The 13,532-nt window shown below is 51.0% G+C and carries 13 protein-coding genes; 10 read left to right on the top strand and 3 right to left on the bottom strand.

The genetic code is table 11. The annotated features are described in order from the left end of the window. Positions 1-18 precede the first annotated feature (18 nt). Entirely contained in the window at positions 19-675 is a 657-nt protein-coding gene (locus HMPREF2608_RS10185; RefSeq protein WP_070826942.1) for a cytochrome b/b6 domain-containing protein, read from the bottom strand. 53 nt (positions 676-728) lie between these two features. On the opposite strand from HMPREF2608_RS10185, the gene HMPREF2608_RS10180 reads away from it, so the two are divergent. Both HMPREF2608_RS10180 and HMPREF2608_RS10175 read left to right on the top strand, forming a co-directional pair. Next, a complete protein-coding gene (locus HMPREF2608_RS10180) occupies positions 729-1,610 on the top strand; it encodes an NAD(P)H-hydrate dehydratase (RefSeq protein WP_070826941.1) in 882 nt (293 codons plus the stop codon). Positions 1,611-1,760: 150 nt separating this feature from the next. Continuing rightward, the gene (locus HMPREF2608_RS10175; RefSeq protein WP_070826940.1) at positions 1,761-2,708 is read left to right on the top strand and encodes a bile acid:sodium symporter family protein; all 948 of its coding nucleotides are present in this window, start codon (positions 1,761-1,763) and stop codon (positions 2,706-2,708) included. 97 nt (positions 2,709-2,805) lie between these two features. Here HMPREF2608_RS10175 and HMPREF2608_RS10170 read toward each other — a convergent pair whose 3' ends face one another. After that, the gene (locus HMPREF2608_RS10170; protein WP_070585678.1) at positions 2,806-3,369 is read right to left on the bottom strand and encodes a YceI family protein; all 564 of its coding nucleotides are present in this window, start codon (positions 3,367-3,369) and stop codon (positions 2,806-2,808) included. 278 nt (positions 3,370-3,647) lie between these two features. Between HMPREF2608_RS10170 and ilvD the strand changes: the two genes are divergently transcribed. The 7 genes from ilvD to ubiE all read left to right on the top strand — a co-directional run bounded on the left by ilvD (position 3,648) and on the right by ubiE (position 8,961). After that, positions 3,648-5,507, top strand: a complete 1,860-nt coding sequence (gene ilvD, locus HMPREF2608_RS10165; RefSeq protein ID WP_070826939.1) for a dihydroxy-acid dehydratase — start codon at positions 3,648-3,650, stop codon at positions 5,505-5,507. Between the two features lie 68 nt (positions 5,508-5,575). Then, complete coding sequence (locus HMPREF2608_RS11700; RefSeq protein ID WP_256388404.1) at positions 5,576-5,707, top strand: hypothetical protein; 132 nt, start codon at positions 5,576-5,578, stop codon at positions 5,705-5,707. A 68-nt stretch (positions 5,708-5,775) separates the two neighbouring features. After that, positions 5,776-7,065: a CAP domain-containing protein gene (locus tag HMPREF2608_RS10160; RefSeq protein ID WP_070826938.1), complete on the top strand. Its 1,290-nt coding sequence runs from the start codon at positions 5,776-5,778 to the stop codon at positions 7,063-7,065. A gap of 76 nt (positions 7,066-7,141) precedes the next feature. Continuing rightward, positions 7,142-7,375, top strand: coding sequence for a cytochrome b6 (locus HMPREF2608_RS10155; protein ID WP_070826937.1), 234 nt, complete (start codon positions 7,142-7,144; stop codon positions 7,373-7,375). Position 7,376: 1 nt separating this feature from the next. Next, complete coding sequence (locus HMPREF2608_RS10150; RefSeq protein ID WP_070826936.1) at positions 7,377-7,808, top strand: gamma-butyrobetaine hydroxylase family protein; 432 nt, start codon at positions 7,377-7,379, stop codon at positions 7,806-7,808. After that, entirely contained in the window at positions 7,787-8,194 is a 408-nt protein-coding gene (locus HMPREF2608_RS10145) for an MBL fold metallo-hydrolase (RefSeq protein ID WP_283122316.1), read from the top strand. The genes HMPREF2608_RS10150 and HMPREF2608_RS10145 overlap by 22 nt, the downstream gene beginning before the upstream one ends. Before the next feature lie 29 nt (positions 8,195-8,223). Continuing rightward, positions 8,224-8,961, top strand: a complete 738-nt coding sequence (gene ubiE / locus HMPREF2608_RS10140) for a bifunctional demethylmenaquinone methyltransferase/2-methoxy-6-polyprenyl-1,4-benzoquinol methylase UbiE (RefSeq protein ID WP_004519946.1) — start codon at positions 8,224-8,226, stop codon at positions 8,959-8,961. Between the two features lie 166 nt (positions 8,962-9,127). On the opposite strand, the gene HMPREF2608_RS10135 is transcribed toward ubiE, so the two are convergent. Then, positions 9,128-10,258, bottom strand: a complete 1,131-nt coding sequence (locus tag HMPREF2608_RS10135; protein ID WP_070826935.1) for a polyamine ABC transporter substrate-binding protein — start codon at positions 10,256-10,258, stop codon at positions 9,128-9,130. Positions 10,259-10,508: 250 nt separating this feature from the next. On the opposite strand from HMPREF2608_RS10135, the gene alaS reads away from it, so the two are divergent. After that, positions 10,509-13,400 carry an alanine--tRNA ligase gene (gene alaS, locus HMPREF2608_RS10130; RefSeq protein ID WP_070826934.1) on the top strand — a complete coding sequence of 964 codons (2,892 nt, stop codon included), beginning with the start codon at positions 10,509-10,511 and terminating at the stop codon, positions 13,398-13,400. Positions 13,401-13,532 lie beyond the last annotated feature (132 nt).

Here is a 13,532-nt window from a genome sequence, read left to right as displayed (position 1 = left end):
GGTATCCGTTTTAAAACATCAGCCGCGCAACATCCATATTGCACACACTAACACAATCGCTACCAACAAAGCGGCAAGCAGTTGTCCCATTCCTGCCAATTTAGGCTGTTGGGCATCAATAGTTTTAAAGCCACTCATCATCGGCGTAATCAAATCCTGTTTTTTCACAAAGCGATACAGCAAAACAGCCGCGATATGTACACCCGCCAAAACAGCTAAAACATTAAAGAAATTGACATGGATTTTTCGCGCCAGCGTACCGGCGTGTTCGCTGACCAAATGATTTAAAAAGCCGGAATTGGTAAACGTATTTTCATCGGCGGCAAATAAACCTGTGGCCGTCTGAAAAACCAAGGCGGCCAATAAAGCGATGACCATCAGCGCGCCCAAAGGATTGTGGCCGACCAATTCGTCTTCAGACATTCGGCCTTGCGTATAGCGGCGGATTTCGGAGAACGGACGCACAAATCGGCAGAATTTTGCCGTATCGCTGCCCCATATCCCCCAGCACAAGCGGAAAACCACCAACGCCAGCATCAACAAACCGCCGCGCAAATGCCATACCAGCATATCGCCGCCTTGGGTTGCGCTGTACCACATGAATCCCATCAATAACACCAAGAGCCAATGGAACAGGCGCGTAGGTGCGTCCCAAACTTTTATTTTTTGCTTCATTACCTTTTACTTTCTGATTTAAAATTAAATTTCTTATCTTGGAAGGTTACGCCATGCAGCCCATCTACACGCTTCCTGAATCGCTTCAAGCTTTTCAGACGGCCTTAGCATTTCCCGACGTATTCCGCCCCCGCGCCCAAGAATCGCACAAAGGCACATACGGCACGCTTGCCATTATCGGCGGCGCAACGGGAATGAGCGGCGCAGTGGTTTTGGCAGCCACAGCCGCGATGTATCAAGGATGCGGCAAGGTTTGGGTGGGTTTCAACCAAGCCACGCTGCCTTTTGCCATCATTCCCGAACGCCCTGAAATCATGCTCGCCACTGCGGCCCAACTGATGGAGCGCAACGATGTCAGCGCACGGGTAATCGGCTGCGGATTCGGTTTGGACGGATTATCAGATCAGCTGCTGCCACAAATCCTGTCTACACACCATGACCAGCCTTTATTGCTCGATGCAGATGCCTTGACACTGCTGGCCCGTTCTCCCGAATTGGCCGAACGCCTCAAATCGTACAAACATATCATCCTGACACCTCATCCGGCCGAAGCCGCCCGCCTACTCGGTACCAATACTCAATCAGTTCAAACCGACAGACCCAAAGCCGTAACCGAAATCAGCCAAAAATATGGCGCGACTGTCGTATTGAAAGGCCATCATACATTAGTTGCCGCAACTGACGGCATGACCTATACCAACACCAGCGGCAATGCCGGTTTGGCCACCGCCGGCAGCGGCGATGTCTTGAGCGGCATGATTGGCAGCCTGCTGGCACAAGGCATTCCGGTATTCCAAGCCGCCTGCGCCGGCGTATGGCTGCATGGTGCGGCGGCCGATGTCATCAAACACAGCGGCCAAATCGAAACCGGTATGCTCGCCGGAGAAATCGCACCTGCCGCCCGATGGCTGCGCAATATTTTATCAAAAGAGTAATACTGTCTATATCATAAATACAAATTGCAGGCCGTCTGAAAATCAATCTCTATTTTCAGACGGCCTGGTTTATTTTTAAGTCATTTTGCAAATTAAGGTTAAGACGTGTATCCTTGACTTCCCTTAAAAACAACTTCACAACATATTATCATGAGTATCCTCAATAAAATCAGCAACTTTATTGGAAAAACATTTTCCCTTTGGGCTGCGCTCTTTGCCGGTATCGCTTTTTTCGCACCCGATACCTTCAAATGGGTCGGCCCTTACATTCCTTGGCTTCTGGGCATCATCATGTTCGGTATGGGCTTGACCCTTAAACCCTCCGACTTTGACATTTTGTTCAAACATCCCAAAGCCGTCATCATCGGCGTGATTGCACAATTCGCCATCATGCCAGCAACCGCCTATCTGCTGGCCAAGCTGTTGAACCTGCCTGCCGAAATCGCAGTCGGTGTGATTTTGGTCGGCTGCTGCCCGGGCGGTACGGCTTCCAATGTAATGACTTATCTGGCGCGCGGCAATGTGGCTTTGTCGGTTGCCGTTACATCGGTTTCCACCCTGATTTCCCCATTGCTGACCCCCGCCATCTTCCTGATGCTTGCCGGTGAAATGCTGGAAATACAAGCGGGCAGTATGTTGATGTCCATCGTCAAAATGGTTTTGTTCCCCATCGTTTTGGGCTTGATTGTCCATAAAGTCTTGGGCAACAAAACTGAAAAACTGACCGACGCGCTGCCACTGGTTTCCGTTGCCGCCATCGTACTGATTATCGGCGCGGTAGTCGGCGCCAGCAAAGGCAAGATTATTGAAAGCGGCCTGCTGATTTTCGCGGTTGTCGTACTCCACAACGGCATCGGTTATCTGCTCGGCTTCTTTGCCGCCAAATGGACCGGCCTGCCTTATGATGCACAAAAAACGCTGGCCATCGAAGTCGGTATGCAAAACTCAGGCTTAGGCGCCGCGCTTGCCGCCGCACACTTTGCCGCCGCGCCGGTTGTTGCCGTTCCCAGCGCATTGTTCAGCGTGTGGCACAATATCTCCGGCTCGCTTCTGGCAACTTATTGGGCAGCCAAAGCCGATAAAAATAAAGAATCCTAAACGTCTTTAATCATAAGGCCGTCTGAACAGGGATAAACGAAATCAACGATTTCTGCCTTACCTGTTCAGACGGCCTTTATTTTAAAATCAAGCAGGATTATTGTTTGGCTGCTTCGATTTGGATATTGATGTTAACTTTTTTGCTCATACCGGCACTTACCAAATAATCCAAGCCCCATTTGGTACGGTCGATGGTGGTGCTGAAGTCGCCGCCACACACTTCTGCTTTTAACATCGGGCTTTGGTAGCAGTTGAATTTGTCGGCTTTGAGTTTCACCGGCGCAGTTTTGCCGTTCATGGTCAGGTTGCCGTCAACGGAAAGCAGTTTTTTGCCGTTGAAATTGAATTTGGTGGATACAAAACGGATTTCAGGGTATTTGTCTGCATTGAAAATATCGGCAGATTTCAAATGCTGGGTAAAGTGGTCAGAACCGGTTTGCAGTTTGGACAAAGGCAATACGATATCGATAGAGCCTTGGCGTTTGGCACGGTCAAATTCCAAATTACCGGTCAAACCATAAATACCGCCAACGTTGGTGCTGGTGTTGAAATGGTCGATGGCAAAGCGGGCATTAGCATGGAATTCGTCCACTTTATAAACAGCGGCAGACGCAGCAGAAGCCAGCATGGCTGAACACAATGCAAACATGATTTTTTTCATTGTCTTATCCTTAGAAATGTGAGAAGTTCCCTATCATATCACTTTTTGATGCCATCATCTTTTGCAACTAAGAAAGACAGCGTTTCATCTTAAGAAAACTTCAGGCTGTCTGAAAAAATGAGCAGCAAATTCAGGTGAAGCAAATACAGTTTAGTTTTATTACAAAATAGCGTGCTTCATCGCTCGTAATTGGTATAAAATACCGAGTTATTTCTACAACAGGCCGCCAACCAACCAGCCTATTTCAGACGGCCTCAGCATAAAACAAAGGAACAAAAATGCCTGAATACCGCTCCAAAACCTCTACCCACGGCCGCAATATGGCAGGCGCGCGCGCATTGTGGCGTGCGACCGGCGTCATGGAAACCGACTTCGGCAAACCGATTATCGCCATTGCCAACTCCTTCACCCAATTCGTCCCGGGCCATGTGCACCTGCACAATATGGGTCAACTGGTTGCCCGTGAAATCGAAAAAGCCGGCGGCATTGCCAAAGAATTCAATACCATCGCCATTGACGACGGTATCGCCATGGGTCACAGCGGTATGCTCTACTCCCTGCCCAGCCGCGACCTGATTGCCGACTCCATCGAATACATGGTAAACGCCCACTGCGCCGACGCGCTGGTCTGCATTTCCAACTGCGACAAAATCACCCCGGGTATGCTGATTGCCGCCATGCGCCTGAACATTCCGACCATCTTCGTTTCCGGCGGCCCGATGGAAGCCGGTAAAGTTATCGGCGTGGCCAATATTCAGCCCGAACGCCGTTTGGACTTGATTGATGCCATGATCGAATCGGCTGACGACAATATCAGCGACAAACAAGTCGAAGAAGTCGAACAAAACGCCTGCCCGACTTGCGGCTCCTGCTCCGGCATGTTTACCGCCAACTCCATGAACTGCCTGACTGAAGCACTCGGCCTTTCCCTGCCGGGCAACGGTTCTTATCTGGCTACCCACGCAGGCCGCAAAGAATTGTTCCTCGAAGCCGGCCGCATGATTGTCGAAATCACCAAACGCTACTACGAGCAAGATGACGAAACCGTGTTGCCACGCAGCATTGCCACCAAAAAAGCGTTTGAAAACGCCATGACCATGGACATCGCCATGGGCGGCTCTACCAATACCATTTTGCACCTGTTGGCCGTTGCCAACGAAGCCGGTGTCGACTTCAAAATGGCAGACATCGACCGCCTGAGCCGCGTTGTACCTTGCATCTGCAAAACCGCGCCAAACAACCACGACTACTATATGGAAGACGTGCATCGCGCAGGCGGCATCTTCGCCATCCTGAAAGAATTGGATAAAGCAGGAAAACTGCACACCGACGTGTACACCATCCACGCGCCGACACTGAAAGACGCGATTGAAAAATGGGACGTGACCAACCCTGAAAACACCCATGCCATCGAGCGTTTCAAAGCGGCTCCAGGCGGCGTGCGCACCACTCAAGCATTCTCACAAAACCGTATGTGGAAAACCCTCGACCTCGACCGCGAAAAAGGCTGTATCCGCGATGTCGAACATGCCTACTCACAAGACGGCGGTTTGGCAGTATTGTTCGGTAATATCGCCGAGCGCGGTTGCGTAGTGAAAACCGCAGGCGTGGACGAGAGCATCCTCAAATTTACCGGCCGCGCCCGCGTGTTTGAAAGCCAAGAAGACGCAGTCGAAGGCATTTTGGGCAACCAAATCGTCGCCGGCAACATCGTCATCATCCGCTACGAAGGCCCTAAAGGTGGCCCGGGCATGCAAGAAATGCTGTACCCGACTTCTTACCTGAAATCCAAAGGTTTGGGCAAAGAATGCGCCCTTCTGACCGACGGACGCTTCTCCGGCGGTACTTCCGGCCTGTCCATCGGTCACGCTTCGCCTGAAGCGGCAGAAGGCGGCGCAATCGGTTTGGTACACGAAGGCGATACCATCGAAATCGACATTCCAAACCGCAGCATCCACCTTGTCATTTCCGATGAAGAGCTTGCCGCACGCCGCGCCGAAATGGAAGCACGCGGCAGCAAAGCGTGGAAACCGGAAAACCGCGACCGCTACGTCTCCGCAGCCCTGCGTGCCTACGGCGCGATGGCGACTTCCGCCGATAAAGGCGCAGTACGCGACGTATCGCAAATCGAACGTTAATTAACCTGACTTAAGGCCGTCTGAACGCTTTCAAGTGTTTCAGACGGCCTTCATTCAAACGGACAAATATGGACAAATTCATTTTAGCGATGATCGGCATGGCCATTGCCCTCTTGATTATTATTGGCGGCGGATTTATCGCTGTCGAATATTTCAAATCCCATCCTGAAGCATTCCAAGTCAAGCCGCTATCAAAATAATCATTTAACGGCATGAGTTTCAAGGGGAAAGAGCCGTAGCTCAAGGCCGTCTGAACGCAGTACATATAATGAAACACATTCTTTACTGGCTGGGCGGTTTTGCCGTCGCCCTCGGCATATTCCAATACTACGAAACCCATCGCTATTCCGAAGACCAGCTCATCTACGCCCAATCGCCGCAAAATCGTACTGCCGTTGCCGATTTTGACGCCTTGGCGTATTTAAACTTCCTCCGCGCCTCAGCCAATCTGCCCGCACTGGCGCACTCAGTCACACTCGAACGCGCCGCACGCAATCATGCCCGCTATCTGCTGCAAAACCCTGACGACGGACATGACGAACACAATACACTCAATCCCTTTTATACAGGTCCACGCCCATCAGACCGCACGCGCAAAGCCGGTTATGCCTATAAAGGCGTGCATGAAAACGTCAGCACCGGCCAGCACCCGCCAAACGAAAAAATCAACGACCACCTTCCTGCCCAACATCAGCTGGACAACCTGATGACGGCGATTTACCACCGTCTCTCCTTACTCGATCAAAATATCGACGAGGCCGGAGCCGCATTTGAATCGCAAGGCAAACAAATCGCGCTAAGCATCAATCAGGGCGACAGCAGATTCAACAGCCTCTGCCAAAAAAACCGCCCTCTCTCCGACCTCAGCCGCTCGTTTTATCAAGATGCCTGTCATGGTCATGCCATTGTTTATGCTGATGAAATTTCCAACCGCAAAACCCGGCCTTACATCACCTATCCGCAAGGCAATTTCGCTTCGCCGGTTTTCCACAGCGAACGTCCCGACCCTATGCCGCATTATGAAATGACCGGCAATCCGGTCAGCATCGCGTTCTCAGAACAATTGCCTCCGGTCAAAATGCGTTCGTTCAAACTGTATCAGGACACAAAAGAAATCAGAGACGTCAAAATCTTAGATAAAGATAATGACCCAAACCGCCTCCTGACCGAACGCCAATTTGCGCTGTTTCCTTTACAGCCATTGGAATACTACACTGACTACCGTGCCGTGTTCGAATACCGTCAAAACGGAAAAGACAGAACGGCCGAATGGACATTCAGCACGCAAAAACCCGATTATCCTTACTTCATCGTCAAAGGCGGCGAAACGCTGGCCATCGAATCCGGACAAAAATATTTTATCCATTGGCAGGATTTTTGGTGCTTGAAACAATGCGAACGCTACAACTACCGCATGAACCGCGACACCCAACTCGACATTATCGAGCGGCAGGCGGGCGGCATCATTATCCGTGTCAACGGAAGCAAAGGCAGCAGCATCCGCTTAATGCCCGAAGGCGAAGACAGGCGCGCCATTACACTTTATTTATGGAAATAAAGCCGTTTTCAGACGGCATGAAGCACCAAAAAGCTGATAAAATACCGCCTCACCACCCTACGGCAAGCTATCCAATATGACCAAACATCCGCAAATAGCAGCTAATACCCGCTATGCTTTTGCCAGCATTGCCGCCATGTTAGCCGCGTTTTTACTGTTCGTTGCCGTCATGTTGCTGCCTTTGGGGCTGACAGCGGACACGCAAGTGATCCTGGTACGGTTTTCACTCTACGCAATCGTGCTGTTTGCCGTACTTGGCGGTATTTTTTCTGTACGCGTTGCCTATTTGCGTAAAAAGAACGGAGCATGACATGACCCAAGCCGATAAAATCCCACAAGAAATCCGCCTCCAGCAAGAGCGGCGCGTACTGACTTTGGTCTATGTTGACGGTGCCAAGAGCCTTCCTGCCGAATACCTGCGCGTGTACTCGCCCAGCGCGGAAGTGCGTGGACACGGTCCAGGTCAAGATGTCTTGCAAACAGGCAAAGCCGAAGTCAGCATTACCGATTTAGACCCCGTCGGCCAATACGCCTTGAAAATTACTTTTTCAGATGGCCACGACAGCGGCCTTTACGATTGGGACTATCTCTACCGACTGGCACACAATCAAGACGCTCTTTGGCAAGACTATCTCAACCGCCTCGAAAAAGCCGGCGCGTCCAGAACGCAAAGTGCCGAAGATTTAAAACCCAAACGCACACATTCCTGCGGTAGCGGAGGTTGCAGCGGAAAGGCCGTCTGAAAAAAGGCGAAGCCGTAACATTGGACGACGGCAGAATCATTGACAGCAAAGCATTCCTCTCCCCGCCAAAAAAAGGACGGGTAGTAGCCATCTTCGGCGATACCAAAGCCTGTCCGCAGGCAGTGTGCGCCGCGCAAAATGCAGACGTTTTGGTGCATAAAGCAACCTTTGCGGCAGGCGATGAAGAGACAGCGGAACGAGTATTCCATTCGACCGTATCCGATGCCGCCAAGCTGGCCTTGCAAGCCAATGTGAAACAACTTTACCTGACCCACATCAGCGCACGTTATACCGAAGAAGAACAACGCCTGATGCTGGAGCGGCAGGCACAAACTATATTTCCCGCGTCGAAAGTGGTTGGCGATTTCGACGTATTCGATATCTGAATCCGTATTATTTTAAGAAGGCAGACACTATGAGCGACCACAAAACCCATTTCGGCTTCTCTACCGTTGACGAAGACGAAAAAGCAGGCAAAGTTGCCGAAGTCTTCCACTCCGTGGCAAAAAACTACGACATTATGAATGACGTAATGTCCGGCGGTCTGCACCGTGTTTGGAAACATTTCACCATCAATACCGCCCGTCTGAAAAAAGGCGACAAAGTATTGGACATCGCCGGCGGTACTGGCGATTTGTCCCGAGGCTGGGCGAAACGTGTGGGCAAAGAAGGCGAAGTTTGGCTGACAGACATCAACTCCTCCATGCTGACGGTCGGCCGCGACCGCCTGCTCAACGAAGGCATGATTCTGCCCGTATCGTTGGCAGATGCTGAAAAATTGCCGTTCCCCGACAACTATTTCAATCTGGTTTCCGTCGCATTCGGTCTGCGCAACATGACGCACAAAGATGCCGCGCTGAAAGAAATGTACCGCGTGTTGAAACCGGGCGGCACCCTGCTGGTGTTGGAATTCTCCAAAGTGTACAAACCTTTGGAAGGCGTGTACGACCTCTACTCTTTCAAACTGTTGCCGATTATGGGCAAACTGATTGCCAAAGATGCCGACAGCTACCAATACCTCGCCGAGTCCATCCGTATGCACCCCGACCAAGAAACCTTGAAGCAAATGATGCTGGACGCAGGCTTTGACAGCGTGGATTACCACAACATGAGCGCAGGCATTGTTGCCCTGCATAAAGGCGTGAAATTCTAAGGCTGTCTGAAACAAACACAAAGGGCGTGATTGATAGACACGCCCTTTGTTTTTAAACCTTATCAAAGCCAATCTGACACAAACCAAAGGCCGTCTGAACAGCCGTAAAACGAAATCAAGGATTTCGATTACACCATTCAGACGGCCTTAATACGTTTAAATCAGCTTATGTCCCTGCTTTCACGCTTTGCCATTGACGGACCATAAATTTCAATGCCGCCGGTTGGATAGGCACCATAATAAAGCTGTTTTTCAAATCCTCGTCAGTCGGGAAAATCGTATTGTCGTTTCTAAACTCTTCATCCATCAGCTCTTGAGCCGGTTTGCTAGATGGCGCATAAGTAACAAAATTGCCGTTTTTTGCCGCAACTTCAGGATCTAAGAAATCATTGATATACGCATGAGCATTGGCCACATGTTTCGCATCTTTCGGAATCACAAACGAATCCACCCAAATCCCCACACCTTCTTTCGGCATCATCACACGGATTTTTTCCTTACCGCCTGCTTCTTCAGCACGGCGTTTGGCAATGTTTAAATCGCCGCCAAAACCAATCGTTACACAAGTATCGCCGCGCGCCAAATCATCGATAAAACCGGATGAAGTAAAACGCTTGATGTACGGACGGTTTTTCTTCAAAACTTCCGTAGCCGCCTTAATATCCGCCGTCTCGCTGCTGTTTGGATTTTTACCCATATAGTTCAATACCATAGGATAAATCTCCGCTGCACTGTCCAAATAGCTGATGCCGCATTGCTTGAGTTTGGACGTGTATTCGGGGTTAAACACCAAATCCCATTGATTGTCCGGCAGCTGATCCGTGCCCAAAACCTTTTTCACACGCTCGGTATTGATAGCGAAGGTGTTAGTACCCCAATAAAACGGAACGGCATATTCGTGGTTCGGATCAACGCCTTCCATCAGTTTCATTAACTGAGGATTCAAGTTTTTATAGTTGGGAATCAGGGATTTGTCGATTTTCTGATACGCACCTGCCTTAATCTGCCTACCGACAAACGCATTGGAAGGAGCCACGATGTCGTAACCCGACTTGCCGGTCAATACCTTGCTTTCCAGCGTTTCATCGCTGTCATATACATCATAAGTTACTGAGATACCGTGTTTCTTCTCAAACGCGGCAACCGTCTCGGGATCGACATATTCCGACCAGTTGTAAATGCTCAATACCTTTTGATTATCGGTTTGAGCCGCCTTGTCGGCAGAAGTTTTGTCCGAGCCGCCGCAGCCGGCCAATGCCAGCGCAGTCAGTACGATGAGGGGCAGATGTTTGGTCATTATCATTCCTTGCGTATCCGGTTGAAAATAGAGAGGCATTATAAAGCAGGCAAGCCCGAGCGGATAGGCTTCATTGTTAAAAGATATTGCCCCACTTAAGGCCGTCTGAAATACGGGTTGCAGCCAACTTAAAACCTTTCTGCCGATAGCTTGAAATATGGTTTTGCGGTAAGATAACGCCCATTCGTTTTTAATCGCAACGCGCCGTCCGGGCCGTCTGAAATCCTTGTAAAAATTTTATCGAGACATTATGAAAACCACCGAACTACGCCAGAAATTCCTGAAATTTTTCGAATCTAAAGGCCACACCATCGTCCGCTCCTCCTCGCTCGTGCCACACGACGACCCGACCCTGCTGTTTACCAACGCAGGTATGAACCAATTTAAAGACGTATTCCTCGGCTTTGACAAACGCCCGTACAACCGCGCCACTACCGCGCAAAAATGCGTACGCGCAGGCGGCAAACACAACGACTTGGAAAACGTCGGCTACACTGCCCGCCACCACACCTTCTTTGAAATGATGGGCAACTTCTCCTTCGGTGACTACTTCAAGCGCGATGCGATCCACTTCGCTTGGGAATTCCTGACTTCCCCCGAATGGTTGAACATCCCTAAAGACAAACTGTTGGCAACCGTTTACGCAGAAGACGACGAAGCCTACAACATCTGGTTGAACGAAATCGGTATGCCTGCCGAACGCATCGTCCGCATCGGCGACAACAAAGGTGCGAAATACGCATCCGACAACTTCTGGCAAATGGGCGACACCGGCCCTTGCGGCCCTTGCTCCGAAATTTTCTACGACCACGGCGAAGAAATCTGGGGCGGCATTCCGGGCAGCCCTGAAGAAGACGGCGACCGCTGGATTGAAATTTGGAACTGCGTATTTATGCAGTTCAACCGCGACGAACAAGGCAATATGAATCCACTGCCTAAGCCTTCCGTCGATACCGGCATGGGCTTGGAGCGCATGGCCGCCGTCATGCAGCATGTTCACAGCAACTACGAAATCGACTTGTTCCAAGACCTGCTCAAAGCCGTTGCCCGCGAAACCGGCGCAGCTTTCAGCATGGAAGAACCCAGCCTGAAAGTCATCGCCGACCACATCCGATCCTGCTCCTTCCTGATTGCAGACGGTGTCTTGCCTTCCAACGAAGGCCGCGGCTACGTATTGCGCCGCATCATCCGCCGCGCCGTGCGCCACGGTTACAAACTAGGCCAGAAACAGGCGTTTTTCTACAAACTCGTGCCCGATTTGGTGAAAGAAATGGGCGCCGCGTATCCTGAGTTGAAAGAGAAACAGACACAGATTATGGAAGCCTTGCGCGCGGAAGAAAGCCGCTTCGGCGAAACGCTGGAAAAAGGCATGGGCTTGTTCAACCAAGTGCTCAACGGCATGAAATTCCTGAAACTGGAAAGCTTGTTGCCGCAAGACGGTGTAGGCAAACCTCTGACATTGAAAACCGCAGATGGTGTGGAATTTACCGCCGCTTCCCGTGTTGCTCCGAGCAAAAAGCAAATCGTTATCCGTCCTCGAGTTTCAGGCAGCCTGAACGAAGGCATGTATATCGATTTGCAGGCTGCTTTGGAAACCGCCCATATTCCCGACGCGAAAAAACCGTTTGCCGAAGCCTTGAATACCTACTTGATGGACAACATCGCCAACAGCAAACTCGTTATCGGCGGCGAACACATCTTCAAACTCTACGACACCTACGGTTTCCCCTACGACCTAACCGCCGACATGGCGCGCGAACTGGGCATCGAACTGGACGAAGCAGGCTTCGAGCGTGAGATGGAAGCCCAACGCACACGCGCACGCGCCGCACAAAGCTTCAAAGCCAACGCTCAACTGCCTTACGAAGGTCAGGACACCGAGTTTAAAGGTTATAGCGAACGCCAAACCGAATCCAAAGTCCTCGCCCTCTACAAAAACGGCGAGCAAGTCAACGAATTGAACGAAGGCGACGAAGGTGCCGTCGTTATCGACTTTACCCCGTTCTATGCAGAATCCGGCGGCCAAGTCGGCGACGTCGGCTATATCTTCGCAGGCGAAAACCGCTTTGAAGTACGCGATACCCAAAAAATCAAAGCGGCCGTATTCGGCCAATTCGGCGTACAGACTTCAGGCCGTCTGAAAGTCGGCGACAGCGTTACCGCCAAAGTGGATGACGAAATCCGCAATGCCAATATGCGCAACCACAGCGCGACCCACTTGATGCACAAAGCCCTGCGCGACGTATTGGGCGAACACGTTGAACAAAAAGGCTCTTTGGTTACCGCCGAATCCACCCGTTTCGACATTTCCCATCCTCAAGCGGTCACTGCCGAAGAAATCGCCGAAGTAGAACGCCGAGTCAACGAAGCCATTTTGGCCAACGTTGCCGTCAACGCAGCCATTATGAGCATGGAAGATGCCCAAAAAACCGGCGCGATGATGCTCTTCGGCGAAAAATACGGCGACGAAGTACGCGTACTGCAAATGGGCGGTTTCTCTACCGAATTGTGCGGCGGTACACACGTTTCACGTACCGGCGACATCGGCCTCTTCAAAATCATCAGCGAAGGCGGTATTGCCGCAGGCGTACGCCGTATCGAAGCCATCACCGGCCTGAACGCACTCAAATGGGCGCAAGAACAAGAGCGTTTGGTTAAAGACATTATTGCCGAAACCAAAGCCCAAACCGAAAAAGACGTACTGGCAAAAATCCAAGCAGGCTCGGCACACGCCAAAGCATTGGAAAAAGAATTGGCACGCGCCAAAGCCGAACTCGCCGTCCACGCAGGCGCCAAACTCTTGGACGATGCAAAAGACTTGGGCGCAGCCAAACTCGTTGCCGCACAAATCGAAGCCGATGCCGCAGCCCTGCGCGAAATCGTAACCGACTTGACTGGCAAATCAGAACAAGCCATCGTATTACTCGCCGCAGTCAACGACGGCAAAGTCTCCCTATGCGCCGGCGTATCCAAACCGTTGACTGGCAAAGTCAAAGCAGGCGATCTGGTTAAATTTGCAGCTGAACAAGTCGGCGGTAAAGGCGGTGGCCGTCCTGACTTGGCGCAAGCCGGCGGTACAGATGCCGATAAATTGCCTGAAATGCTGGTAAGCGTGGAAGGTTGGGTTAAAGAGAAGCTGTAATGTAGGAAAGTTCAGGCTGCCTGAAAGTGGGTTTTCAGGCAGCCTGTTTGAATAAATTAAGACAAGGAAACATCATATGAAAGCAGACACAGATATAGCAGCACAGCACAGCACAGCACAGCACAGCACAGC

Origin of the sequence: Neisseria sp. HMSC064D07 (assembly GCF_001837185.1) — a bacterium.
Taxonomy (GTDB): domain Bacteria; phylum Pseudomonadota; class Gammaproteobacteria; order Burkholderiales; family Neisseriaceae; genus Neisseria; species Neisseria flavescens_C.
This window is presented reverse-complemented; position numbering and strand designations above follow the sequence as displayed.